Below are 23,794 nucleotides of genomic sequence, written 5' to 3' on the forward strand. Positions count from 1 at the left end.
TGGCCCCTAGGGTGCTGCGAAGCGCCTGAACCCTTGTCCATTGGTTTGCACACAAAGAGAACAAAGCTATGAAACGGATCCTTCTTGGTACTCTCTTCACCGTCGTCTCCCTCAATGCAATGGCAGAAGCACCAGGTGGCCCGAACTGCGGTTGGGGCAACATGTTGTTCGAAGGCCAGCGCGGTACTCCGGCCCACTTCCTGGCCTCCACCACCAACGGCACTTCAGGTAACGCCACCTTCGGCATGACCTCGGGCACCAACGGTTGCAGCACCAACAGTTCCCTGACCTACGGCGGCAAGTCCTGGATTGCCATGAATGGCATGATGAACGAGCTGTCCGAAGACATGGCCAAGGGTAACGGCGAAGCGCTGACTACCTACGCCGTGGTACTGGGCGTGGCGCCGGAAGATCGCGAGCACTTCGCGGCCGTGACCCACGAGCACTTCCAGCAGATCTTCAGCAAGGCTGACGTGACCGCTGACGACGTGCACAACAACACCATTGCCGTACTGAAAAGTGATGCCCGTCTGGCGAAATACGCTACCCAGGCTTAAGCTCGACCCACCCGCGCCTTTCGAGGCGCGGGTTTTGTTTTTTCGACCTGCCCCCCTTGGGTCTTTTTTTCAGTCCGACTTAAGTAGCCCCCATGCTCAAACGCCTCGCTTGCCTGGCTTTCTTCGCCTGCGCCCCGCTGCATGCGGCACCGCACCTCGACGATCAACGTTTGCAGCAACTGGCCAATGACCCGTTCTGGCTATCCCTGGGCCATTACGAAGCTGGCAAGATCAGCGGCTGGCGCAGCTATGTCAGCGACAAGAAGTTCTTCCTTGCCGCTGACGGTGCGCACCATCCGGATGCCGAACTCAAGGCTACCGTGGATGCGTTGTATGCACCGGCCAGCCTGGGTGAAAAGCACGTTCAATGCGTTTACCCCGCACGCACCCGCTGGCTCAAGGACCAGTTGCAACTGACCGACCTGCCGGCCGTGGACTGCAAGGAATTCAAACAATGGTTCACGGACGTCGCGCCCCACAGCGCGGTGATGATTTTCCCGGCGGCGTACCTCAACAGCCCGTCGTCGATGTTCGGCCACACCCTGCTGCGCATCGACCAGGCGGACGTGCAAAGTAACAACACCGCCCTGCTCAGCTACGCGATCAACTTCGGCGCCTATATCGAAGGCTCGGACAACAGCATTCTGTATGCCTGGAAAGGCCTGATGGGCGGCTATCCCGGCCTGTTCGCGCTGGTGCCCTACCAGGAAAAACTCTCCGAATACCGCAGCCTGGAAAACCGTGACCTGTGGGAATACCGCCTGAACCTCACCGAAGTCGAGACCAAGCGCATGGTCGAGCATGTGTGGGAACTCAAGCAGATCCAGTTCGACTACTTTTTCTTCGATGAAAACTGCTCCTATCGCTTGCTGGAACTGCTGCAAGTAGCGCGCCCCGGCCTTCGCCTGACCGAGCAGTTCCCGCTGACGGCGATCCCCACCGACACCGTCAAAGCGGTCAAGGAGGCGGGCCTGGTGGAAAAGATCGACTATCGCCCCTCCCGTGAACGCGAACTGCTGGAACGTGCCAAACCGCTGGACGGCGATGAGCAACAGTGGGCGCTCACCATCAGCGATGACCAGCAGCAATTGCAGGCGCCGGCCTTCAAAGCCCTGCCCCGCGAGCGCCAGGCGCTGATCATCGATGCCGCCTATCGCCTCGGCCGCTACCGCGCCAACGGCCTGGAGCGCGACACTGCACGCTCTCAGCGCAGCTTCGAACTGCTGCGTGCGATCAACCAGAACCCTGCGCCCGACCTGAAGATCACCCCACCCGGCCTGCCCGAGAACGGCCACGAATCGCGCACCTGGCAGGCCGGCATCGGCACCCGTGGCGACAAAGCCTTCGGCGAATACGGCCTGCGCATGGCCTATCACGACCTCAACGACAACGCCGAAGGCTTTCCCTTGGGCGCACAAATCGAAATCCTGCAGATGAAACTGCGACAGTACGAAGGCAATCACTGGCAATTGCAGCAACTGGACCTGGCCACCATCCGCTCCCTGACCCCACGCAACGCCCTGCTGCAACCCTGGTCATGGCAAGTCACCGGCGGCCTGGAGCGCGTACCGGGTAAACACGACGACGAAACCCTGGTCGCCCACGTCAACGGCGGCGCGGGCGGCACCTGGCAGTTGAGCGACGACATGCTCGGCTTCGCCCTCGGCACGGTGCGCGTGGAACACAACAATGACTTCAGCGAAGCCATCTCCCCCGCTGCCGGCTTCAACACCGGCCTATTGTGGAAGAACCCGCTGGGCAACCTGAGCCTGGAAGCCAAGGGCGATTTCTTCACCAATGGCGAAGTGCGGCGCAGCATCAGCCTCAACCAGCAATGGGAACTGTCACGCAACCTGGGCCTGCGCCTGAGCGCCCAGCGCGAGTACAGCCACTTGTCGACACCGGTGAATGAAGTGATGCTCGAAGTGAAGTGGTACCACTACTGATTCATACCCCCTCCCACACTTATTTGTGCATGAACAAAATTTGCCGGAGAAGATCGTTCCCACGCTCCCGCGTGGGAATGCAGCCCGTGACGCTCCGCGTCACCTGTGCGCAGTAATCCAAACGTGCAGCGGTTGGCGGGACGCGGAGCGACCCAGGAGGCATTCCCACGCAGAGCGTGGGAACGATCATTTTGCACAACCCACATCCCGCCGACTCCCCTTTCACACACATCTGACAAATCCCTGACTAGACTTCCCCCTATCAGCCGTAAATCGGCCAGGGAGTACGCCATGTGGCGGTCTGCGCTAATGCTGTCTGTGGTGGTGTGGTTGTCGGGCTGCCAGACAACCCATCAGGATTTGCTGGCCAAGGGTTATCCCCCGGCCTTTGCCGATGGCTTCGACGACGGTTGCAGCAGCGGTCGCCAGGCCGCTGGGGTGATTACCGGGGAGTTTCGCAAGAACGTGCCCCGCTATCTGAAAGACCGGCAGTACGCCGAAGGCTGGGAAGACGGTTTCCGCCAGTGCAAGGCCATGCGCGAGAACGAGGAGCTGCGGGACTACCAGGACAACCGCAGGGACGACCGCGAGCACGAATGGCAGCAGGAGAAGGATCGCGATGCGGCCAAGGCTTATCGCTCGCAATAGCGCGCCGCGTTAGAAGCGAACGCGGAGCGTCCTGGGCGCCATTCCCGCGCAGAGCGTGGGAACGATCGAGCGGCGAACATGGCCCAAGCTCCATTGAGGGAGAACATCATGAGCCGAGCTTTTGTAAATGAAGACAATGCCGCCGCCCAGGCTGATCAGCCGGTGGAGCGCCAGGTCAGTGCCCAACCCAATCGCTTGACCGCGCAGGGATTGGAGCAGTTGCAGGCCAAAGTTGCGCAGTTGCAGCAGGAATACAGCACCGAATCCGCCAAGGGCGAAAAGGCGGATAAGCAACGCCAGGCCGACCTTGAGCGGGATTTGCGCTACTTCAACCAGCGGGTACAGAGCGCCCAGATTGTGGCGCCGGCCACTTCTACCGATAAAGTACAGATCGGCAGCTGGGTGACCTTCGCCAATGAGCAGGACGAGCAGCAGCGCATCCAGCTGGTCGGCGAAGATCAGGCCGATGCCAACGCAGGCTTGATCAACTGGGGTTCGCCCCTCGGGCGCGCGTTGCTCGGCGCCCAGGTGGGAGACGAGGTGCTGTGGCAGCGCCCCGTTGGCGATCAGTTGATCGAAGTGTTGCGTATCGAACCCGGGGTCTAGACGATGCCCTGGGCCAGCATCGCTTCGGCAACTTTGACGAAGCCTGCGATGTTTGCGCCTTTCACATAATTGACCCGGCCATTTTCTTCGCCGTAATGCACGCAGGCATGGTGGATCGACTGCATGATGCTGTGCAGTTTGCTGTCCACCTCGCCGGCGGTCCACAGCAGGCGCATGGCATTCTGCGACATCTCCAGGCCACTAACGGCCACGCCGCCGGCATTCGACGCCTTGCCCGGCGCAAACAGAATGCCTGCCTCGATAAAGATATCCACCGCTTCAAGGGTAGTCGGCATGTTGGCGCCTTCGGCGACGCAGATGCAGCCGTTGCGCAGCAGCGTGCGGGCAGCGTCGGCGTCGAGCTCGTTCTGGGTGGCGCAGGGCAGCGCGATATCGCAGGCCAACTCCCACGGCGTTTTGCCTGGGCGAAATTCCAGGCCGAAACGCTCGGCCAGTTCGCTGATGCGGCCGCGTTGCACGTTTTTCAGCGCCAGCAGGGCTGACCATTGCTCTTCGGTCAACCCGCTCTCGGCGTACAGCGTGCCTTCGGAGTCCGACAGGGAAATCACCTTGCCTCCCAGGTCCATCACTTTGCGCGCCGCGTATTGCGCCACATTGCCCGAACCGGAGATGGCCACGCGCTTGCCTTCGACCCGTTGGCCGTCGCGCTTGAGCATTTCTTCAGCGAAGTACACACAGCCAAAACCCGTGGCTTCCGGGCGGATCAGGCTGCCGCCGTAGGTCATGCCCTTGCCGGTCAACACCGAGGTGAACTGGTTGCTCAGGCGCTTGTACTGGCCGAACAGGAAACCGATTTCACGGGCGCCCACGCCGATATCACCGGCCGGTACGTCCACGTCGGCGCCGATATGGCGGTACAGCTCGCTCATGAACGCCTGGCAGAAACGCATGACTTCGGCGTCGCTCTTGCCCTTGGGGTCGAAGTCCGAGCCGCCTTTGCCACCGCCCATGGGCAGCGAGGTAAGAGAGTTCTTGAAGGTTTGCTCGAAGGCGAGGAATTTCAGTACGCCCAGGTTCACCGAAGGATGAAAGCGCAAACCGCCTTTGTAAGGGCCAATGGCACTGTTCATCTGGATACGGAAACCGCGATTGACCTGGACCTTGCCCTGATCGTCCACCCACGAAACCCGAAAGCTAATCGCACGTTCCGGCTCGCAGATGCGCTCCAGAATTCCCGAGGTCAGGTAATGGGGGTTGGTTTCAAGAAACGGCCACAGACTGCGCAGGACTTCTTCTACGGCCTGATGGAATTCCGGTTGGTCGGGGTCGCGTTTCTTGAGGCGGGCAAGGAAGGATTCGACGGATTCGTGCATGAAAAGTCTCGGCAAAATGATTGTTGTTAAACAGAGATTGAGCCGGACTGTAGCAATTCATTTCGCACCGTGACAGGGCAAAATGTCGCTTTTATGAATTTAAATGGTGCATTTCTATAAATAACTGGCGTATTTCGCCCTGAAACAGGGATTTCAACCCGAAACATGCACCAATGAGTGAAAGGTTGGACGACAGCCCCGCGCATCGCATTAACGCGTCCCGGGCACCAGATCGAGTATCTCGTTGATGCCCAGACAGCGCGGCTCCAACTCCAACGTCCTGCCATGGGCGAGTATGCCCAAAGCGGTATCGCGCATGGCCAGGTAGGCACTGCGCAACATATGGTTGGCATAAATCACCGCGTTGAAACCTGCCTGCTCCAGCACCTCGAATTTCAGGTGAACATAACTGGTCGGCACGCAAATCAGCGGAACCTTGGGCCGTTGCAGACGAAACTGCCTGGCGAACTCAAGGATTTCCAGGCCATCCTGCCTGCGACTGTGGATCATGATGCCATCCGCCCCCGCCTCCACATACGCCAGGCACCGCGCCATCGCTTCCTCCATGCCGCGATCCAGGATCAGGCTTTCACACCGCGCAATCAGCATCAGCCCTGAGCCAGTGCGACTGGCGCAGCCGGCCTGGAGCTTGGCGCAAAATACCTCGATGGACTCCTGCGCCTGGTCGACCTCGGTGCCGAACAATGAGTTTTTCTTCAAGCCGCACTTGTCTTCGATCACCACCGCCGAGACGCCCGCGCGCTCCAGCATCTTGATATGAATCGCGAGATGCTCGGCCTTGCCGCCGGTATCGGCATCGAATATCAGCGGCAGCGAACACACATCAAATATTTCGCGGATCCCGGGCAAGCGGTTGCTGGGCGAAAGAATCTCGATATCGGGTAACCCCCGCTGGGTCGAGTCGGTCAGCGAACTCGACCAGATGGCGTCATACCCCACCGTATGCCCTGGGCTGATTTCCAGCCGGGCGCGCTGCGCGAGCAATGCCGATATCGGGCTATGGGCTTCGAGTACGCGCAGGCAACGATTGCTATCCAGTAGCGCCGACAGAGGGCGTCGGCGCGCGTCGGTATCCATCATAGGTTCAGGCTCCATGTCAGCGGCACAACGGGAGTTATCGGACAGCTCAATCCCAGGCGGGCTGTTCACATTTGAGTACCGATGCCATTTTCTGCAGATATTCACAGGCCCTGGCCACGTACTCCCTGGATAGCTGCGCGATACGGCTGTAATCCACGGCCTGCCCGGTGCCGCTGGCGTAAAGCCGTAACGCCTCTGCCGCGTGCCTGAAATGGCGCGCTTCCACGCTGCCGCAGTGCACGCTGAGAAAGCTCGCCACGCGGCTGGCCTCACCGGCGCTGTACCCGCGCACATCGCGCAACCATTGTTTCCATAACGGCGTCATCAGGTTGTACTCGCCGGTGTTGAACAACTCCGTCATGGCCATCATTTCCAGCGCTTCGATGAGCTGCGGCGCCAACGGGCGTTTTTCCCCGACCCAACCGGAAAACTCCTTGGTGATCGGGTCCAGGAATTTGTCCTGCAGGCGCCATTCATCCGAGCCGCAGATCGCCGAAGCCATGCGGTAATACAGCTTGGAGTGGTGCGGATGCCCGTGCATTTCGCCCAGTCCGATGTCCTCGACGATGATCTCCCCACAGTGGGCCGCCGCTTCGAGCATCTTCAGCCGAGCGTCATCGGCCAGGGATGCCGACTCCTGAAGGATGCGCACGATGATGCTCGAGACGGCATGGGCGGCGCCGTCCGGGCTGCGCCAGCCACAGAAGAACGTACACAGCGACGACTCGCTCCAGTTACTGGAGGTCATGTCGACATAAGTCTCGCAGTACCTGTCCAGCTCGGCGGGCTGGCTGCTGAAACCGCTGAGCAGGGCCTGGGCCAGATGTCGGTCCTCGACATCCACCAGTGCCTGGTTCACGTACCCGATAAATTGGCGGCTCAGATTTTCCACGGCTCATATCCTTTTGGGTGGGGTTAATGCGCAACGACTTCTGACATGAAGCGGGCAAAGCGCGTGAGGCCTTCAATCAACGCTTCATGCTCAACGGCGTAGGAAATGCGGATGCTGTTGCGGTCGCCACAGCCGGAGCCGGGCACCACCGCGATATGGGCCTCGGTCAATAACAGATCGGCCAAGTGGTCGACGTCACGGATAACGGTGCCCAGGTAGCGGCCACCCAATTTGCGCGACACATCGATAAACAGATAGAACGCGCCCTCCGGCGGGGCGCAGGTGATGTCATCCACATGCCCCAGGCAAGTGCAGGCTGCGAGCAACTGCTGGTCGAGGAAGGCATTGATCTGCTGGGTAAAGTGCGGCGCGTCAGCCATCAGGCTGCCGAGCGCGGCGTATTGGGACAGGCTGCTGGGGTTGGACGTCGTGTGCCCTTGCAGGTTGTGCATGGCGGCGATGACTGGGGCGGGTGCGCACGCATACCCTACCCGCCAGCCAGTGACCGCGTGGCTCTTGGAAAACGAATCGACCAGCACCGTCTGGTGCTTGAGCGGCGCAAACAGCGACACGATGTTGTGATGTTCATGGGGCGTGCGCACCAGCTTGCGGTAGCACTCGTCGAACACCACCCAGAGCCGGTGTTCGAACGCGAGCCGGGCAATCCCCAACAGTTGTTCACGCTGATAAACCGTGCCCGTCGGATTGTTCGGGGTGTTGATCACAATCATGCGGGTGCGTGGGGTCAGGGCGTTTTCCACCGCCGCGCAGGTGAGGCGGTAGTCATCCGCAGCCGTATCGACATAGACCGGAACGCCACCGGCGAGCTGGATCTGGGTGGGGAAGGTTTCCCAGTACGGCACCGCAACGATGACTTCATCCCCCGGATCGAGCAGCACCATCGCGGCGTTATACAGCGCCTGCTTGGCTCCGGCGGTCACCGCCACTTCATCGGCGGCGTAATTCACCTCGCAGCGCTGAGTGACCTGCTGCGCCAGCGCCTGGCGCAGTTGGGGCAGGCCGATGGGCGGCGTATAGCGGTTGCGGGCATTGGCCAGCGCATCGCTCACCGCGGCTTTCATGGCCGGGCAGGCATCGAAGGACAATTCACCAGCGGCAAAATTGATCACGTTGACGCCGGCTTCTTTCAAGGCATTGGCTTTGCTGCGCATGCTGGACGTGCCCGGTGCGCGCAGACGTTGCGCACGCCGGGACAACGGCAATGACACGGCAGACGGTTCACTGTTGTTCATTGTTATACCTGCCAGAACACGCTGAAAAATTCGTTCGCCCTACCGGGCCTGAGCCTCCAGCCCTCGTTGAACCCGCCAGGACAGCGGCAGGGTGAGCAACAAGGTGGCGGCCAGCAGCAAAACGGCCAGGGGCACGCCGGTGGCATCCCCCAGGCTGCCGAACAGCACCGGCGCCAATGCGCCGCCGCCGATGGTGCCGGTGTAGAACACTGCAAAAGCCTGGTCGCGCCTGCCCGGCCCCGCCAGGTCCGGCACCGCGCCGTAGAGCACCGACGACGTGCCATTGAGCACCAGCCCCAGCAACGGCAACATCACCATCAAACCGGCGTAGGGCAGGTATACAGCCATGACGATCAGCAGCGCCGTGGTGAACTCCGTGACCCACACCGTCTTCATCATGCCGATACGCGCCCCCAGGTAACCGCACAACAGTTTGCCGAAGGCGCCTCCCACGAACAGCATCGTCAGCGCCAGACCGATCCCCGCAGGCCCGGCCCCCTTGGCCTTGAGCAAAAACGGCAGGAACGTGAGAAATCCCATGCGCACCGCGCTGTCCAGCGTGCCGGTCACGATCAGCGCACGCAGCCCGCTCACGGAGCCGGTGCCGCCGCCCGCACGGGTGGCTTTGGGCGGCGCCGCCAAACCCTCGGTGCGCGCCGGAATCAGCCACCACAACAAGCCTGCCGCCAGCAGCCCGAGTACACCCAGCAGGGTGACACTGGCGCGCCAACTGATGACCGCCAGCAACAGGCCGATCAACCCGGGGATCAGGGTTTTGCCGATATCTCCACTGAAGTTGTACTGCGACAGCGCTTGCTTGACGCCCCCGCCCGCCTCCCCGCCCGCCTCGTAGGCATCGGTGATCAACGACGAGGCCAGCGGGTGCTGCGTACTTGCGCCCAGCCCGCCCAGCAGCAGCGCCACCAGCAACACCGCCAGCCCACCGGCCTGGCCCGCCAGCAGATAGGCCAAGCCCGCCAGCGCAGTGCCGCCCACCAGCAAGCGCTGGCGCCCCCAGCGTGCCGCAGCGCGACTGACCAGTAACTGGAAGCCGGCCATCATGCCCGCATAGGCGCCGCGCAACAGGCCGACCTGGGCGTAGCTGAGGCCGAACTGCGCCTGCCAGATTGGCAACAGCACATAGATCACATCGGTCAGGCCGTCGTGCACGGCATGCGCGCCACAACCGGCCACCAGGGAGCGGCGGCGCACAGTTGCCTGGGCAGGCGGTGACAACGACGGGACTGCGGTTTGCTTCAGGGTGTTCATCCGGGTCAGTGGCTCTCAGGCAAAACGCCGGGTCAACCCAGCAATTGCGCGCAATCGTTCATCACGCTGGCTTTACGCTGCAGGTATTCGGCAAAAATACCGCGCGCCGTGGCGGGGTCCGCTTCAATCTGCAGGGCGGCGGTGAACTCGTTCACCGCCGCCACCGCATGGGCGAAATGGTCGCTCTCAGTGCCGCCGGTGTGCACGGTGACCCAGGCCACCGTCGCACGCGATCTTTCCGGCGGCACGCCCATGTCGCGCACGAACCACTGCGAGTACAACGGATGGATGAACTCCACTTCGCCGTGGGTGTACACCTCGTGGATCAGCGTGGTCAGCAGCCCCTGCAGCAGGTCGCGATCACGCAGGCGACGGCTGTCGGTCCAATCCTTGAACGCCTGCGCCGAGGGCAGGCAGTTGTCCTTCAACATCCACTGGTCATCGCCGCACAGCGCGGTCGCCATGGTGTAGAAAAGGTCCGCGTGCACGGTGTTGCCCAACGCGCCCAAGTCTTCATCGGTAATGCGCTGCAGGCTGCCGCAGGCACGGTACAGCTGCGCCGCAGCGGTGGAGCCGGCGTCGGAACGCGCCAGCAAGGTAATCCGGTTGGCCAGGCCGGACACACTGGCCGCCGAATTATTGGTCTTGGACCAGCTGGCGAAGAACTTGCGCAGCACCGCCGGCGAATGCCGACGCGAGGTGAGTCGCGCAAAAGCCTCTTCGATATCCATCAGCGCCTCTTCCTGAGCCCAAAAGGCTTCGAACAGGGCATGCCGCAAGGTACTGGCCGGCATGTCATTCAATACCGGTTCGACGATCTTCAGCAACTGGCTGCGCTTGATCACGGTGTCAGTCATATTCACCTCTCATAGTCCATTATTGGATGAAACATCAGGCCGGTTTGCCGCGTTGGCCGGCGATCAGCGCCTGGGTGTCTACCGGTTTCCAGCCCAGCAGGGCGATTGCCAGCGACAACAGTTGAAAGCCTGCGATCAGTGCCACGCAGCCCGGCCAGCCCCACTGCTCCCAGAGCAGCGCCGGGGCCACTGCACCGGCGCTGCCGCCCAGGTAATAGCCGGTCAGGTACAGGCCCACGGCACCGGACTTGTCCTGCCCGGCCGTGGTGGCGATGTACGCATTGGCACAGGCCTGGGCCAGGAATACGCCGGTCGAGCTCAGGGCCAGGCCCAGCACGATCAACCACAGGGACGGCAACAAGGTCAGAGCCGAACCGCAGAGGCCGAGCGCCACGGCGCCGCTCAGTAGCTGCGATTGCGGTCGCGATTTGCTCAAGCGCCCCGCAATGGGAATGACCACCAGCGCCAGCAGGAACACCGCATACAGTGTCCCCAAGGCTGCGGCGCCCAGGTTGAACGGTGCCTGGCTGAGATACAGCCCGGCATAGGTAAAGGTCGCGACTTGTGAGAACAGCACGCAGAAACCGACGCCATAGGCCGCCATCAAGGGTTTGCGCAGCAGCCAGCGTACCCCGCGCGCGCCCACGCCCCCGACGCCGGGACGCGCCACTGGATTGGCCGGCAGCAGCAACAGGATCAGCAGGCCGACCGCCAGGCTGATCACCGCCAGCAGCTCGAAGGCTTCCCGCCAACCGACATACTGGGTCATGACCCCCGAGACAAAGCGCCCGGCAAACCCGCCGAGTACCGTACCCGCGACGTAGAGGCTGGTGATCTCGGTGACGCTCGCTGCGCGCCAGCGGTCGCCGATATAGGCCACGCTGGTGGCGAATACCACCGGGATCAACATACCCTCGATAAACCGCCACACCAGCAGCTCGGCAAAACTGTCCACATAGGCCGTCAGCAGCGCCGGCAGCGCCAACAGCAACGCGGCCACGACAATCACGTTGCGTTGCTCGAAACGCCCGGTCAGGCGCCCGACAAAAGGCGCAGCCAAAGCCACTGCCAGGGTGGTCACCGTAATGCTCCACCCGGCCTGCCGGGCGCTCACCTGGAAGCTTTCGGCAAACACAGGCAGGATGCTCTGGGTCGCGTAGAGATTGAGAAACGCCGCACAGCCACACAGAAACACGGCAAAGCGGGCGTGATGCAGGCGCGGGTTCATGGGACCTCTCGTCTTATTGTCGAGGATCTTTATAGAATGCGCAGCGTGGCGAATACCAATACCGAATTCGGACCGATCAATACCCAGGAAACAGAATGCTTGATCTACGCAAGTTACGTTACTTCCTGACGGTCGCCGAAGAGCTGCACTTCGGTCGCGCGGCCCAGCGCCTGCACCTTGCCCAGCCGCCCCTGACCCGGCAGATCTCGGCCCTGGAAACCGAGCTCGGCTTTCGCCTGTTTGACCGCACCAGCCGCACGGTCACGCTGACCGCCCAGGGCCGGCACTTTCTACCCTATGCTCGCGCGGCGCTGGAGCACGCCCGGCTTGCGCAGGACATTGCCGCCAAGCTGGCCGCCGGCTCGACCGGCCAACTGGTCGTGGGGTATGCCAGCTCGATCGCGCTGTCGGAGCTGTTCAGCCAAACCCTGCAAGCCTTCGCCCAGCGTTTTCCCGAGGTGCAACTGACCCTGGTGGAAAGCGCTTCCGGCAGCCTGCACGCGCATGTGCTGGACGGCCGCATCGACATCGGCATGAGCCGCCTGCTGCCGGAGCCCGGGCAAGCCGACGTCGAGGTGTTGTCGTTGGGGCAAGAACCCCTGGTGGCGGCGCTTTGCAGCGACAACCCATTGGCTGGCCAGGCCGAAGTCACCCTCGCCCAGCTCAGCGAGTTCCCGTTGATTCTGTTCCCCAGCGATTACGGTTCAGGTCTCAACGGTTCCATCGAGCACCTGTATCAACGCCACGGCCTGGCGCTGCGTCCGGGCCCTGCGGGGCGCCAGATCACCTCGATCATCGCCCTGGTGGCGGCAGGCCAGGGTGTCTCGCTGGTGCCCCAGTGCACCCGCACCCTGGCCAGGCAAGGCGTGGTCTACCGACCGTTGGCAGACCCCGAAGCCTGGGTGCACCTGCTGATCCTCACTCGCTCACAGTCACGCTCGCTGTTGGTCGAGGCGTTCATGGGGGTGGTCGGTGAATTGCTGCAAGGCCGGCCGGCGCTGGCGCCGCCGGCATAATCCGGGCAAAAAAATACCCCTGCGCGAGGGGTATTTTTCTACAGGCTGCTCCGTACAGGCGCTGCCGAGGCGGCGCCTGTTGCCGAATCAGGCCAGTTTCTTGTGGCGTACCCGGTGCGGCTGGGCCGCCGCGTCGCCCAAACGCTTCTTGCGGTCGGCTTCATACTCGGTGTAGTTGCCTTCGAAGAACACCGCTTGCGAATCATCCTCGTACGCCAGGATGTGGGTCGCGACACGGTCAAGGAACCACCGATCGTGAGAGATCACAATGGCGGCGCCCGGGAAGTCCAGCAGAGCTTCTTCCAGGGAGCGCAGGGTTTCAACGTCGAGGTCGTTGGACGGTTCGTCGAGCAGCAAGACGTTGCCGCCTTCTTTCAAGGTCAGGGCCAGGTGCAAGCGGCCACGCTCACCACCGGACAGGTCCTTGACGAACTTCTGCTGGTCGCCGCCCTTGAAGTTGAAGCGGCCGACATAGGTGCGCGACGGGATTTCGTAGTTGCCGATACGGATCTGGTCGGAACCGTCGGAAATCTGCTGGAACACCGTCTTGCTGCCGTCGAGGTCGTCGCGGCTCTGGTCCACACAGGCCAGTTGCACGGTTTCGCCGATCTCGATGCTGCCGGAGTCCGGGGTTTCCTTGCCCATCAGCATGCGGAACAGCGTGGATTTACCCGCACCGTTACCACCGATAACGCCGACGATTGCGCCTTTTGGCATGGAGAACGACAGGTTGTCGATCAACACACGGTCGCCGTAGCCTTTGCTCACGTTCTTGAATTCGATGACCTTGTCACCCAGGCGCGGGCCGGCCGGGATGTAGATCTCGTTGGTTTCGCTGCGCTTCTGGAATTCCTGCGACTGCATTTCTTCAAAGCGCTGCAGACGGGCCTTGGATTTGGACTGGCGAGCCTTGGCGCCTTTGCGCACCCACTCCAGTTCTTCCTTCATGGCTTTTTCATGGGCCGATTGCTGCTTGGATTCGGCGGCCAGACGATCAGACTTGGCTTCCAGCCAACCGGAGTAGTTACCCTCGTAAGGGATACCGGCGCCACGGTCGAGCTCGAGGATCCAGCCGGCGACGTTGTCCAGGAAGTAGCGGTCGTGCGTGATCGCAACCACGGTGCCTGGGAAGTCGTGAAGGAAATGTTCCAGCCAGGCGACGGAATCGGCGTCCAAGTGGTTGGTCGGTTCGTCGAGCAGCAACATGTCGGGAGCCGACAGCAGCAGGCGGCACAGGGCCACACGGCGTTTTTCACCGCCGGAGAGGAATTCGACCTTGGCGTCCCACGCCGGCAGGCGCAACGCGTCGGCGGCGACTTCCAGCTGGCGCTCCAGGTTGTGACCGTCGCTGGCCTGCAGGATCGCCTCGAGCTTGGCCTGTTCCGCGGCCAGCTTGTCGAAGTCGGCATCTTCCTCGGCGTAAGCGGCGTAGACTTCGTCCAGGCGGGCCTGGGCGTTCTTGATCACGGCGACCGCTTCCTCGACCACTTCACGTACGGTCTTGGTCGGGTCCAGGATCGGCTCCTGGGGCAGGTAACCGATGTTCAGTTCGGGCATCGGGCGGGCTTCGCCTTCGAACTCGGTGTCGACGCCAGCCATGATTTTCAGCAGCGTGGATTTACCCGAACCGTTGAGGCCGAGCACGCCGATCTTGGCGCCCGGGAAAAAGGACAGTGAAATGTTTTTCAGGATTTCCCGCTTCGGCGGAACAACTTTTCCCAGCCGATGCATGGTGAAGACGTATTGAGCCATGGTGAACCTAGCGTCAGTGACGGATGAATTAAGCGGACGAAGCCCGTGCCAGGCCATGCGCCGCGCGGGCCGTTGACTATCATCAATGCCGGCGAGCGGAAAAAGCCTGAATGTCTGGGGCTGGAACGCCCCCGCGTAACCGGCAAAGCTACCTGAATGCGCTGGGGCAGTCCAGCCAGGCGGGACTGGCACTTTGCCACAACTCAAGGCATGCTAGCCGCCCTCCGGGCGTCCGGCTTATAGTGCACGTCGCGCGCCAGTCCAGCCAAACCGCAGGATTACAGCTTGTCCAAAGTCACGTCGCCTACTCCCTTGCGCGCCGCTCATATAGCGCCGGGAGCGCCCCTGCATGGCACCCTCAAAGGCGCATTGGCGACGCTTGTGCTGATGTTGCTCGCGTTATTGTTCTGGCAACTGCTCGACCAATTGCAGCAAAACCAGAAAAACCAGCAGCAATACACCATCGACTACAGCGCCGACCTGGCCGAGCAGATCAGCCAGAACATGGCCTTGAGCGCACAGATTGCCCTGAATCTGCTGCCGATCGTCGAGCCGCCGCGCAACGCCGAACAACACCAGGCCCTGATCCTCACGTTGCAGCGCTCATTGCCCGAACTGCGCAGCGTCGCCCTGCTCGCCCCCAGCGGAGCCCTGATCAGCGACACCGCCAACGACAGCCAGGACAGCGCCCTGCTCCAGGAACTGGTCAAGCGCAGCCACGCCCAATCCTATTACCTGAGCAACGACAACGACGGCAACGTGATTTATCTGTTGCTGCACCAGCCCAGCGGCGGCTCGAAGATGTACTGGGCGCTGCGCCTGGCGCCCACCTACCTGGCCAACCTGACTCGCCAGGATGCCAAGGGCCAGCGCCCGATGTGGGCGATCGAGAACCGCCTGAACCAGCGCGTGGTCAGCCGTGACAACGGTATGCCGGCTCCGTGGGCCGGTGCGTTGACCCCGGACGAATTGAATAAAAGCGTGCTGGTCACGCCGTTGAGCAAGAGCGACTGGCAACTGCGCGGGCTGTTCGACCGCAGCGCGGTGCTCGAACAACTGCTGCCGGCGTTTATCGGCAAATGCCTGCTGGGGCTGGCGTTTTCGCTGGTCCCGGTAATCGTGCTGCTGAACATGCGCCGCCGTCAGCGCCAGGTGCACGAAGGCCGGCGGCGTTATCAGGATATTTTCGAAGGCACCGGCGTGGCCCTGTGCGTACTCGACCTTTCGGGGTTGAAGGCGTTCTGCGACAAGACCCAGGTGCAGGGCCGCGAGCAATTGCACGCCTGGCTGCGGGCCAACCCCGCTGAGCGGCGCAAACTGCTCAAAGAGCTGCGCGTCACCGAGGTCAACCAGATGGCGGTGCGCCTGTTGAACGTGGCTTCCTGCGAGCAGGCCTGGGAGCGCCTGATTGACGATTGCCCGAGCAATGCCACGTCTATCGGCCACCAGGTGCTCGAAGCCGTACTGACCCGGCAAAAACAGCTGGAGCTGGAAATCCAGCTCAACGATGTGGCGGGCAATGACCAGTACCTGTGGCTCGTGATGCGTTTGCCGGAACAGCAGGATGACGTCAAGGCGGTGATCCTCAGCATCAGCGATATCACCAGTCGCAAGCTGATCGAGCTGTCGCTGGTCGAGCGCGAGAGTTTCTGGTCGGATGTGGTACGCACCGTGCCCGACCACCTGTATGTGCAGGACGTTATCAGCCAGCGCATGATTTTCAGCAACCATCACTTGGGCCATACCCTCGGCTACGACAAGGCCGAACTGCACGAGATGGGCGAGTACTTCTGGGAAATCCTCTTGCATCCCGAAGACGCCGAGCATTACCACGACTTGCGTCAACAGCAACGCCAGGCGGCCTACACCACCCAACTGCACTGCCAACTGCGCTTTCGTCACCGCAATAACCAGTGGCGACGCTTCGACATCCGCGAACAGGCCCTGGCCAGGGACACGTCGGCGGTGGTCACACGGATCATCGGCGTGGCCAAGGACATCACCGACCAGATCGAGGCCAGCGAATCCCTGCGCGACAGCGAACAGCGCTACCGCATGCTGGCCGAAAGCATCAGTGACGTGATCTGTTCCACCGACAGCCAGTTGGCCCTCAACTACGTCAGCCCCTCGGTCAATGCGGTACTGGGGTATGACGTGGACTGGGTGTTCAAGAATGGCTGGCAGTCGATCATCGCCAACCCGCAACAGCTCAGCGGTATTTATGGGCTGATGGAACAGGTCAGTCGCGCGGTGGGCAACCCCGAAGCGCTGAACAGCCTGCGCGACGAGGTGCAGACCCAACTGTTCCTGTTCGACTGCCTGCGCGCCGATGGGCGTAAAGTGCCCATCGAGCTGCGCGTGGTGCTGGTGTGGGACGAACATGGCGCGTTTGAAGGCATCCTCGGCGTGGGCCGCGATATCAGCCAGCAACGCCGCGCCGAAAAAGACCTGCGCATGGCGGCCACAGTGTTCGAACACTCAACCTCAGCCATCCTGATCACCGACCCGGCCGGCTATATCGTGCAGGCCAACGAGGCCTTCAGCCGGGTCAGCGGTTACGCCGTGAGCGATGTACTCGACCAGCTGCCGAACATGCTCACCGTCGACGAACAGCAAGAAGCCCACCTGCGCTACGTGCTCAAGCAACTGCACCAGCACAGTACCTGGGAAGGCGAAGTGTGGCTCAAGCGCCGCAATGGCGAGCACTACCCGGCCTGGGTCGGCATCACGGCGGTGTTCGACGATGAAGGCGACCTGGCCAGCTACGTGTGTTTCTTCAGTGATATCAGCGAGCGCAAGGCCAGTGAACAGCGCATCCACCGCCTGGCCTATTACGACGCCCTGACCCACCTGCCCAACCGCACCTTGTTCCAGGACCGCCTGCACACCGCGTTGCAGTCGGCAGAGCGGCAAAAGTCGTGGGTGGTGTTGATGTTCCTCGACCTCGACCGTTTCAAGCCGATCAACGACTCCCTGGGCCACGCCGCCGGCGACCGTATGCTCAAGGAAATGGCCACGCGCCTGCTTGGTTGCGTGGCCGAAGACGACACCGTGGCGCGTATGGGCGGCGACGAGTTCACCTTGCTGTTGCAACCCCGCGTCAGCCGTGAACTGGCGCTGAACCGCGCGATTACGGTGGCCGAGCAGATTCTGGCCAGCCTGGTGAAGCCGTTCGTGCTGGAGGGTCGCGAGTTCTTTGTGACCGCCAGTATTGGCATCGCCCTCAGCCCCCAAGACGGCAACGAGCTGAGCCAGTTGATGAAAAACGCCGATACGGCGATGTATCACGCCAAGGAGCGCGGCAAGAACAACTTCCAGTTCTACCAGGCCGACATGAACGCCAGCGCCCTGGAGCGCCTGGAGCTGGAAAGCGACCTGCGCCACGCCCTGGAACAGAACGAATTCGTGCTCTATTACCAACCGCAGTTCAGCGGCGACGGCAAACGCCTGACCGGCGCCGAAGCCCTGCTGCGCTGGCGCCACCCGCGCCGAGGCCTGGTGCCGCCGGGGGATTTCATCCCGGTGCTGGAGGAGTTGGGGCTGGTGGTGGACGTGGGCGACTGGGTAATCAGCGAAGCCTGTCGCCAGCTCAAGACCTGGCACCAGAACAAAGTGCGGGTGCCGAAAGTCTCGGTCAACATCTCGGCGCGGCAGTTCTCCGACGGGCAACTGGGCACGCGCATCGCCACCATCCTCAAGGACACCGGCCTGGCGCCGGCGTGCCTGGAGCTGGAGCTGACCGAAAGTATCCTGATGCGAGAAGTCAACGAAGCCCTGCAGATCCTCGCCAGCCTGAAAAACCTGGGGCTGAGCATTGCAGTCGATGACTTCGGTACCGGTTATTCGTCGCTCAACTACCTCAAGCAATTCCCTATCGACGTGTTGAAGATCGACCGCACGTTCGTCGATGGCCTGCCCTCCGGCGAGCAGGACGCGCAGATCGCACGCGCTATCATCGCCATGGCCCACAGCCTCAACCTGGCGGTCATCGCCGAGGGCGTGGAGACCCACGAGCAGTTGGACTTCCTGCGCGAGCATGGCTGCGATGAGGTGCAGGGTTACCTGTTCGGGCGGCCGATGCCGGCGAGCCGGTTCGAGGCGCAGTTCAGCAATGATGCGCTGTTCATGTTCGACTGAGATTTTGTGTGGGGCTGATGGCCTCATCGGGGGCAAGCCCCCTCCCACCTTTTGACTTGCGAATACCTTCAAATGTGGGAGGGGGCTTGCCCCCGATGAGGCCGGCACAATCACCGCCTACCCCAGATGAGCCCCGCTTGTCCGCGACATGATGTCCTTTCATATGCCATCTAAAACCCATTGGGTTAGAATGCCCTCCTTTTCTGCCCCGATCCTTGAGGACCGCCATGTTCAGCCGTGATTTGACTATTGCCAAGTACGACGCCGATCTCTTCGCCGCCATGGAGCAAGAAGCCGTGCGCCAGGAAGAGCACATTGAGCTGATCGCTTCGGAAAACTACACCAGCCCTGCGGTGATGGAGGCTCAAGGTTCGGTCCTGACCAACAAGTACGCCGAAGGCTACCCAGGCAAGCGCTACTACGGTGGTTGCGAGTACGTCGACGTGGTTGAGCAGTTGGCCATTGACCGTGCAAAAGAGCTGTTCGGCGCCGATTACGCCAACGTCCAGCCGCACGCGGGTTCCCAAGCCAACAGCGCGGTGTACCTGGCCCTGCTGCAAGGTGGCGACACCATCTTGGGCATGAGCCTGGCCCACGGCGGTCATCTGACCCACGGCGCCAGCGTTTCTTCCTCGGGCAAGCTGTACAACGCCGTTCAATACGGCATCGATGCCAACGGCCTGATCGACTACGACGAAGTCGAGCGCCTGGCGGTCGAGCACAAGCCAAAAATGATCGTGGCCGGTTTCTCTGCCTATTCGCAGATCCTGGATTTCCCACGTTTCCGTGAAATCGCGGACAAGGTCGGCGCCTACCTGTTCGTCGACATGGCCCACGTGGCCGGTCTGGTCGCGGCTGGCGTCTACCCGAACCCGGTGCCTTACGCTGACGTGGTCACCACCACGACCCACAAGACCCTGCGCGGTCCACGTGGCGGCCTGATCCTGGCGCGCGCCAACGCCGAGATCGAGAAGAAGCTGAACTCTGCGGTATTCCCGGGCGCCCAGGGTGGCCCGCTGGAGCACGTGATCGCCGCCAAGGCGATCTGCTTCAAGGAAGCGCTGCAGCCTGAGTTCAAGACCTACCAGCAACAAGTGGTCAAGAACGCCAAGGCCATGGCCGGCGTGTTCATCGAACGCGGTTATGACGTGGTGTCCGGCGGGACTGAAAACCATCTGTTCCTGCTGTCGCTGATCAAGCAGGACATTTCCGGTAAAGATGCTGACGCTGCCCTGGGCAAAGCCTTCATCACCGTGAACAAGAACTCCGTGCCGAACGACCCACGCTCGCCATTCGTCACCTCCGGCCTGCGCTTCGGCACCCCGGCTGTGACCACGCGCGGCTTCAAGGAAGCAGAGTGCAAGGAACTGGCCGGCTGGATCTGCGACATCCTGGCGGACCTGAACAACGACACCGTGATCGACGCGGTACGTGAGAAGGTCAAGGCTATCTGCAAGAAGCTGCCGGTGTACGGCGCTTGATAGCAGTGGTTTGAACAAGAAGCCCGGCTCTTAAGCCGGGCTTTTTTTATGGCTGTTTGAATGTGAAATGCGATCAAATGTGGGAGGGGGCTTGCTCCCGATAGCGGTGGGTCAGTAATAGATAAGTGCCTGACACACTGCCATCGGGAGCAAGCCCCCTCCCACATTTTTTGATCGCATTTCAGGTCAGGGTTGGTGGACCCTGGCAAAGCCTTCGCGAATCTTATCCTCCGGCAACTCATCGGCAATAAACACAATCACGCTCTCCCGTGCCTCGCCTTCGGCCCATTCGGTGTCCCAGTCGAACCCATAGAGCTTCAGCACGCCCTGAAACACCATGCGCCGCTCTTCCCCGGCAATGTTCAGCACGCCCTTGTAACGCAGCAATTGCTTGCCGTGGTCTTCCAGCAATTCGTTCATGAACTCACTGAGGCGGTCGATATCCAGCGGCTGGTCGGTGCGCAGCACCAGGCTGGAGATGCGGTCGATGGACGGCGCTGCGCTGACGGGGCGCAGGCTCATGCCGGCGTTGAGGTTGAAGCCTCGCACATCGAGCAGTTCGGCCAGGTCGATGGCGCCATGGTCCACCACCCGGATCGGTGCGCGGCGGTTGATGCGGGTCAGGCGTTCGCTGAGGGCGTCGAAGGTGGCATCGTCTACCAGGTCGCGCTTGCTCACCAGCAGGCGGTCGGCAAAGCCGATCTGTGCCTGGGCGATGGTCTGGGCCAGGTGTTGCTCGGCGTGGGCGGCGTCCACCAACGTAATGATGCCGTCGAGGATGTAGCGGTCGCGCAGTTCCTCGTCGATGAAGAACGTCTGCGCCACGGGCGCAGGGTCTGCCAGGCCGGTGCACTCGATCACCAGGCGGTCAAAGGCGATCTCGCCGCTGTCCAGGCGCTCAAGCAGCAGGTAGAGGGCTTTGGTCAGGTCGGTGTGGATGGTGCAGCACACGCAGCCGTTGGACAGGGTCATGACTTGCACCGGCTCGGCGCCCAGCAGTTGGGTGTCGATGCCGGCGTCACTGAATTCGTTTTCGATCACGGCGATCTTCAAGCCGTGTTCGGCCTTGAGCAGATGGCGCAGCAAGGTGGTCTTGCCAGCGCCGAGAAAGCCGCTGAGAACGGTGACGGGAATGGGAGAGGACAAAAGAAATTCTCCTTGAAGAAACACAGAAACAAATGTGGGAGGGGGCTTGCTCCCGATAGCAGTGTGTCAGGCACTTATGTGGCACTGATACACCGCTATCGGGAGCAAGCCCCCTCCCACAAGGGGTGCTACTTTAATTCAGCAGCACTTGGGCCCACCCTTGCCGCCGTAACGGGCTTCCTGGCGTTCCCGGAAGAACGCCTTGTAGTCCATCATCGGCTTGTCCGGGTGTTTGGTTTGCATATGCTCGACGTAAGTGTCGTAGTCGGGCATGCCGACCATCAGGCGCGCGGCCTGACCGAGGTATTTACCGAGGCGACTGATGTCATTGAACATGGGTGCAATCCTCGTTTATGCGTCCGGTACAGCCTGGAACGGGGCTTCTTTATCCGTACGCTCTTTGTTGCCCCAGGCGGCAATGCCGACCTTGAGCGCATAGAACAGGATGCTGAACACCACGAACAGGAACAGCGCCGTCAGCGTGGCGTTGGTATAGGCGTTATAGATCACATGCTGCATCTGATCGATGCTCTTGGCCGGGGCCAGGATCTGGCCATTGGCCAGGGCATCACTGTATTTCTTGGCCAGCGACAGGAAGCCGATCGCCGGGTTGGCGTCGAACAACTTGATGAAGCCCGCCGTGGTGGTGCAGATCAGCAGCCAGACCGCCGGCAGCAAGGTCACCCAAATGTAGCGCTGGCGCTTCATTTTGATCAGCACAACCGTGGCCAGCATCAGCGCGATACCCGCCAGCATCTGGTTGGAGATACCGAACAACGGCCACAAGGTGTTGATGCCACCCAGTGGATCGATCACGCCCTGGTACAGCAGGTAACCCCACATTGCCACACAACCGGCGGTGGCGATCAGGTTGGCGGTCCAGGATTCGGTGCGTTTGAGCGATGGCACGAAGGAGCCGAGCAGGTCCTGCAGCATGAAGCGACCGGCACGGGTACCGGCGTCAACCGCCGTCAGGATGAACAGCGCTTCGAACAGGATCGCAAAGTGGTACCAGAACGCCATGGTGTTTTCACCCGGCAGCACGCTGTGCAGGATCTGCGCGATACCGACCGCCAGGGTCGGCGCACCGCCGGCACGCGCCAGAATGGTGGTTTCACCGATGTCGTGGGCCACGGCCGACAGCGCCTCGGGGGTGATTGCAAAGCCCCAGCTGCTGACGGTCTGCGCCACGGTCACGACGTCGCTGCCGACGATCGCCGCCGGACTGTTCATGGCGAAGTACACGCCAGGCTCGATCACCGACGCGGCAACCATCGCCATGATGGCCACGAATGACTCCATCAGCATGCCGCCGTAACCGATGTAACGGGCGTGGCCTTCATTGGCCAGTAGCTTGGGCGTGGTGCCCGAGGAGATCAGCGCATGGAAGCCGGAGACCGCGCCACAGGCGATCGTGATGAACAGGAACGGGAACAGGCCACCCTTCCACACAGGGCCCGTGCCGTCGATGAACTGGGTGAGCGCCGGCATTTTCAGGTCAGGCATGGTGACCAGGATGCCAATCGCCAGGGCGATGATGGTGCCGATCTTCAGGAAGGTCGACAGGTAGTCACGCGGTGCCAGGATCAGCCACACCGGCAACACTGCCGCGACGAAACCATAGCCGATCAGCATCCAGGTGATCTGGATCCCGGTGAAGGTGAAGGCCTTGGCCCAGACCGGGTCAGCGGCAATCTGCCCGCCCAGCCAGATCGAACCGAGCAGCAACAGCACGCCGATGATCGAGATTTCACCGATGCGCCCCGGGCGGATGTAGCGCATGTAGATGCCCATGAACATCGCGATCGGGATGGTCGCCATCACCGTGAAGATGCCCCACGGGCTCTCGGCCAGGGCCTTGACCACGATCAGCGCCAGCACCGCGAGGATGATGATCATGATCAGGAAGCAGCCAAACAGCGCGATGGTCCCCGGCACGCGGCCCATTTCTTCGCGGACCATGTCGCCCAGGGAACGGCCGTTACGCCGGGTGGACAGGAACAGGATCATGAAATCCTGCACCGCACCGGCCAGCACCACGCCGGCGATCAGCCACAGGGTGCCGGGCAGGTAACCCATTTGCGCCGCCAATACCGGGCCGACCAGAGGGCCTGCGCCGGCAATCGCCGCAAAGTGGTGACCGAAAAGGATGTGTTTGTTGGTCGGCACGTAGTCCAGACCGTCGTTGTTGATCACTGCGGGGGTGGCCCGCCGTGGGTCCAGTTGCATCACGTTATTGGCGATGAACAGACTGTAGTAACGGTACGCAACCAGGTAGATGGCCACTGCAGCGACCACAATCCACAAGGCGTTGATCGCCTCGCCGCGGCGCAAGGCCACTACGCCAAGGGCGCACGCTCCTACGATTGCCAGCACCAGCCAGGGTAGATGGCGTAGCAGGCTATTATTATTTTTCATTTTTATATTCCAGCCAGGGTGGACAGAAAGGACAGCCAGCCCGAGTTTAGCGCTGTTGGCCTTAAAGGCCACCCCCCTACGTTGGTCTAGAGCCTTGCCGGCGCAAAAAAAGCAGAAATAACTGCCGAATGATGGCGTAGGGCTACAATTTGC

General features: G+C 61.7%; 18 protein-coding genes. 7 read left to right on the forward strand and 11 right to left on the reverse strand.

Features of this window, described 5'->3' with window-relative positions; all coding sequences use genetic code 11:
- The first annotated feature begins 68 nt into the window (after positions 1-68).
- The 4 genes from C4J89_RS22820 to C4J89_RS22835 all read left to right on the forward strand — a co-directional run bounded on the left by C4J89_RS22820 (position 69) and on the right by C4J89_RS22835 (position 3,757).
- Entirely contained in the window at positions 69-557 is a 489-nt protein-coding gene (locus C4J89_RS22820; protein WP_124364474.1) for a DUF3015 domain-containing protein, read from the forward strand.
- 92 nt (positions 558-649) lie between these two features.
- The gene (locus tag C4J89_RS22825) at positions 650-2,503 is read left to right on the forward strand and encodes a DUF4105 domain-containing protein (protein ID WP_124415632.1); all 1,854 of its coding nucleotides are present in this window, start codon (positions 650-652) and stop codon (positions 2,501-2,503) included.
- A 291-nt stretch (positions 2,504-2,794) separates the two neighbouring features.
- Positions 2,795-3,151, forward strand: a complete 357-nt coding sequence (locus tag C4J89_RS22830) for a hypothetical protein (RefSeq protein ID WP_124415633.1) — start codon at positions 2,795-2,797, stop codon at positions 3,149-3,151.
- Positions 3,152-3,259: 108 nt separating this feature from the next.
- Positions 3,260-3,757, forward strand: a complete 498-nt coding sequence (locus C4J89_RS22835) for a GreA/GreB family elongation factor (RefSeq protein ID WP_124415634.1) — start codon at positions 3,260-3,262, stop codon at positions 3,755-3,757.
- Here C4J89_RS22835 and gdhA read toward each other — a convergent pair.
- The 7 genes from gdhA to C4J89_RS22870 all read right to left on the reverse strand — a co-directional run bounded on the left by gdhA (position 3,754) and on the right by C4J89_RS22870 (position 11,691).
- Positions 3,754-5,091, reverse strand: a complete 1,338-nt coding sequence (gdhA, locus tag C4J89_RS22840; protein WP_124415635.1) for an NADP-specific glutamate dehydrogenase — start codon at positions 5,089-5,091, stop codon at positions 3,754-3,756. The genes C4J89_RS22835 and gdhA overlap by 4 nt on opposite strands.
- A gap of 210 nt (positions 5,092-5,301) precedes the next feature.
- Complete coding sequence (gene aepX, locus C4J89_RS22845; protein ID WP_124364479.1) at positions 5,302-6,192, reverse strand: phosphoenolpyruvate mutase; 891 nt, start codon at positions 6,190-6,192, stop codon at positions 5,302-5,304.
- A 46-nt stretch (positions 6,193-6,238) separates the two neighbouring features.
- Positions 6,239-7,084 carry a hypothetical protein gene (locus C4J89_RS22850; RefSeq protein ID WP_124415636.1) on the reverse strand — a complete coding sequence of 282 codons (846 nt, stop codon included), beginning with the start codon at positions 7,082-7,084 and terminating at the stop codon, positions 6,239-6,241.
- A gap of 23 nt (positions 7,085-7,107) precedes the next feature.
- Positions 7,108-8,337, reverse strand: a complete 1,230-nt coding sequence (locus C4J89_RS22855) for a pyridoxal phosphate-dependent aminotransferase (protein WP_124415637.1) — start codon at positions 8,335-8,337, stop codon at positions 7,108-7,110.
- A 39-nt stretch (positions 8,338-8,376) separates the two neighbouring features.
- A complete protein-coding gene (locus C4J89_RS22860; RefSeq protein ID WP_124415638.1) occupies positions 8,377-9,606 on the reverse strand; it encodes an MFS transporter in 1,230 nt (409 codons plus the stop codon).
- Positions 9,607-9,638: 32 nt separating this feature from the next.
- Positions 9,639-10,463 carry a hypothetical protein gene (locus C4J89_RS22865; protein ID WP_124368417.1) on the reverse strand — a complete coding sequence of 275 codons (825 nt, stop codon included), beginning with the start codon at positions 10,461-10,463 and terminating at the stop codon, positions 9,639-9,641.
- A 34-nt stretch (positions 10,464-10,497) separates the two neighbouring features.
- Positions 10,498-11,691, reverse strand: coding sequence for an MFS transporter (locus C4J89_RS22870; protein WP_124415639.1), 1,194 nt, complete (start codon positions 11,689-11,691; stop codon positions 10,498-10,500).
- Between the two features lie 95 nt (positions 11,692-11,786).
- Here C4J89_RS22870 and C4J89_RS22875 point away from each other — a divergent pair, with 95 nt between their 5' ends.
- Positions 11,787-12,707: a LysR family transcriptional regulator gene (locus tag C4J89_RS22875; RefSeq protein ID WP_124415640.1), complete on the forward strand. Its 921-nt coding sequence runs from the start codon at positions 11,787-11,789 to the stop codon at positions 12,705-12,707.
- An 87-nt stretch (positions 12,708-12,794) separates the two neighbouring features.
- On the opposite strand, the gene ettA is transcribed toward C4J89_RS22875, so the two are convergent.
- Positions 12,795-14,459 carry an energy-dependent translational throttle protein EttA gene (ettA, locus tag C4J89_RS22880; RefSeq protein ID WP_124368420.1) on the reverse strand — a complete coding sequence of 555 codons (1,665 nt, stop codon included), beginning with the start codon at positions 14,457-14,459 and terminating at the stop codon, positions 12,795-12,797.
- A gap of 285 nt (positions 14,460-14,744) precedes the next feature.
- Here ettA and C4J89_RS22885 point away from each other — a divergent pair, with 285 nt between their 5' ends.
- Together C4J89_RS22885 and glyA are read left to right on the forward strand one after the other, a co-directional pair.
- Positions 14,745-18,596, forward strand: coding sequence for a bifunctional diguanylate cyclase/phosphodiesterase (locus C4J89_RS22885; RefSeq protein ID WP_124415641.1), 3,852 nt, complete (start codon positions 14,745-14,747; stop codon positions 18,594-18,596).
- Positions 18,597-18,823: 227 nt separating this feature from the next.
- Positions 18,824-20,077 (forward strand): serine hydroxymethyltransferase, encoded by a 1,254-nt coding sequence (gene glyA, locus C4J89_RS22890; RefSeq protein ID WP_124415642.1) that lies wholly within the window; start codon positions 18,824-18,826, stop codon positions 20,075-20,077.
- Positions 20,078-20,263: 186 nt separating this feature from the next.
- On the opposite strand, the gene yjiA is transcribed toward glyA, so the two are convergent.
- The 3 genes from yjiA to C4J89_RS22905 all read right to left on the reverse strand — a co-directional run bounded on the left by yjiA (position 20,264) and on the right by C4J89_RS22905 (position 23,641).
- Complete coding sequence (yjiA, locus tag C4J89_RS22895; RefSeq protein WP_124415643.1) at positions 20,264-21,223, reverse strand: GTPase; 960 nt, start codon at positions 21,221-21,223, stop codon at positions 20,264-20,266.
- A gap of 138 nt (positions 21,224-21,361) precedes the next feature.
- Entirely contained in the window at positions 21,362-21,559 is a 198-nt protein-coding gene (locus tag C4J89_RS22900; RefSeq protein ID WP_003176208.1) for a YbdD/YjiX family protein, read from the reverse strand.
- 15 nt (positions 21,560-21,574) lie between these two features.
- The gene (locus tag C4J89_RS22905; RefSeq protein ID WP_124364489.1) at positions 21,575-23,641 is read right to left on the reverse strand and encodes a carbon starvation CstA family protein; all 2,067 of its coding nucleotides are present in this window, start codon (positions 23,639-23,641) and stop codon (positions 21,575-21,577) included.
- Positions 23,642-23,794 lie beyond the last annotated feature (153 nt).

The sequence above is a fragment of the Pseudomonas sp. R4-35-07 genome (genome assembly GCF_003852235.1).
GTDB lineage: Bacteria > Pseudomonadota > Gammaproteobacteria > Pseudomonadales > Pseudomonadaceae > Aquipseudomonas.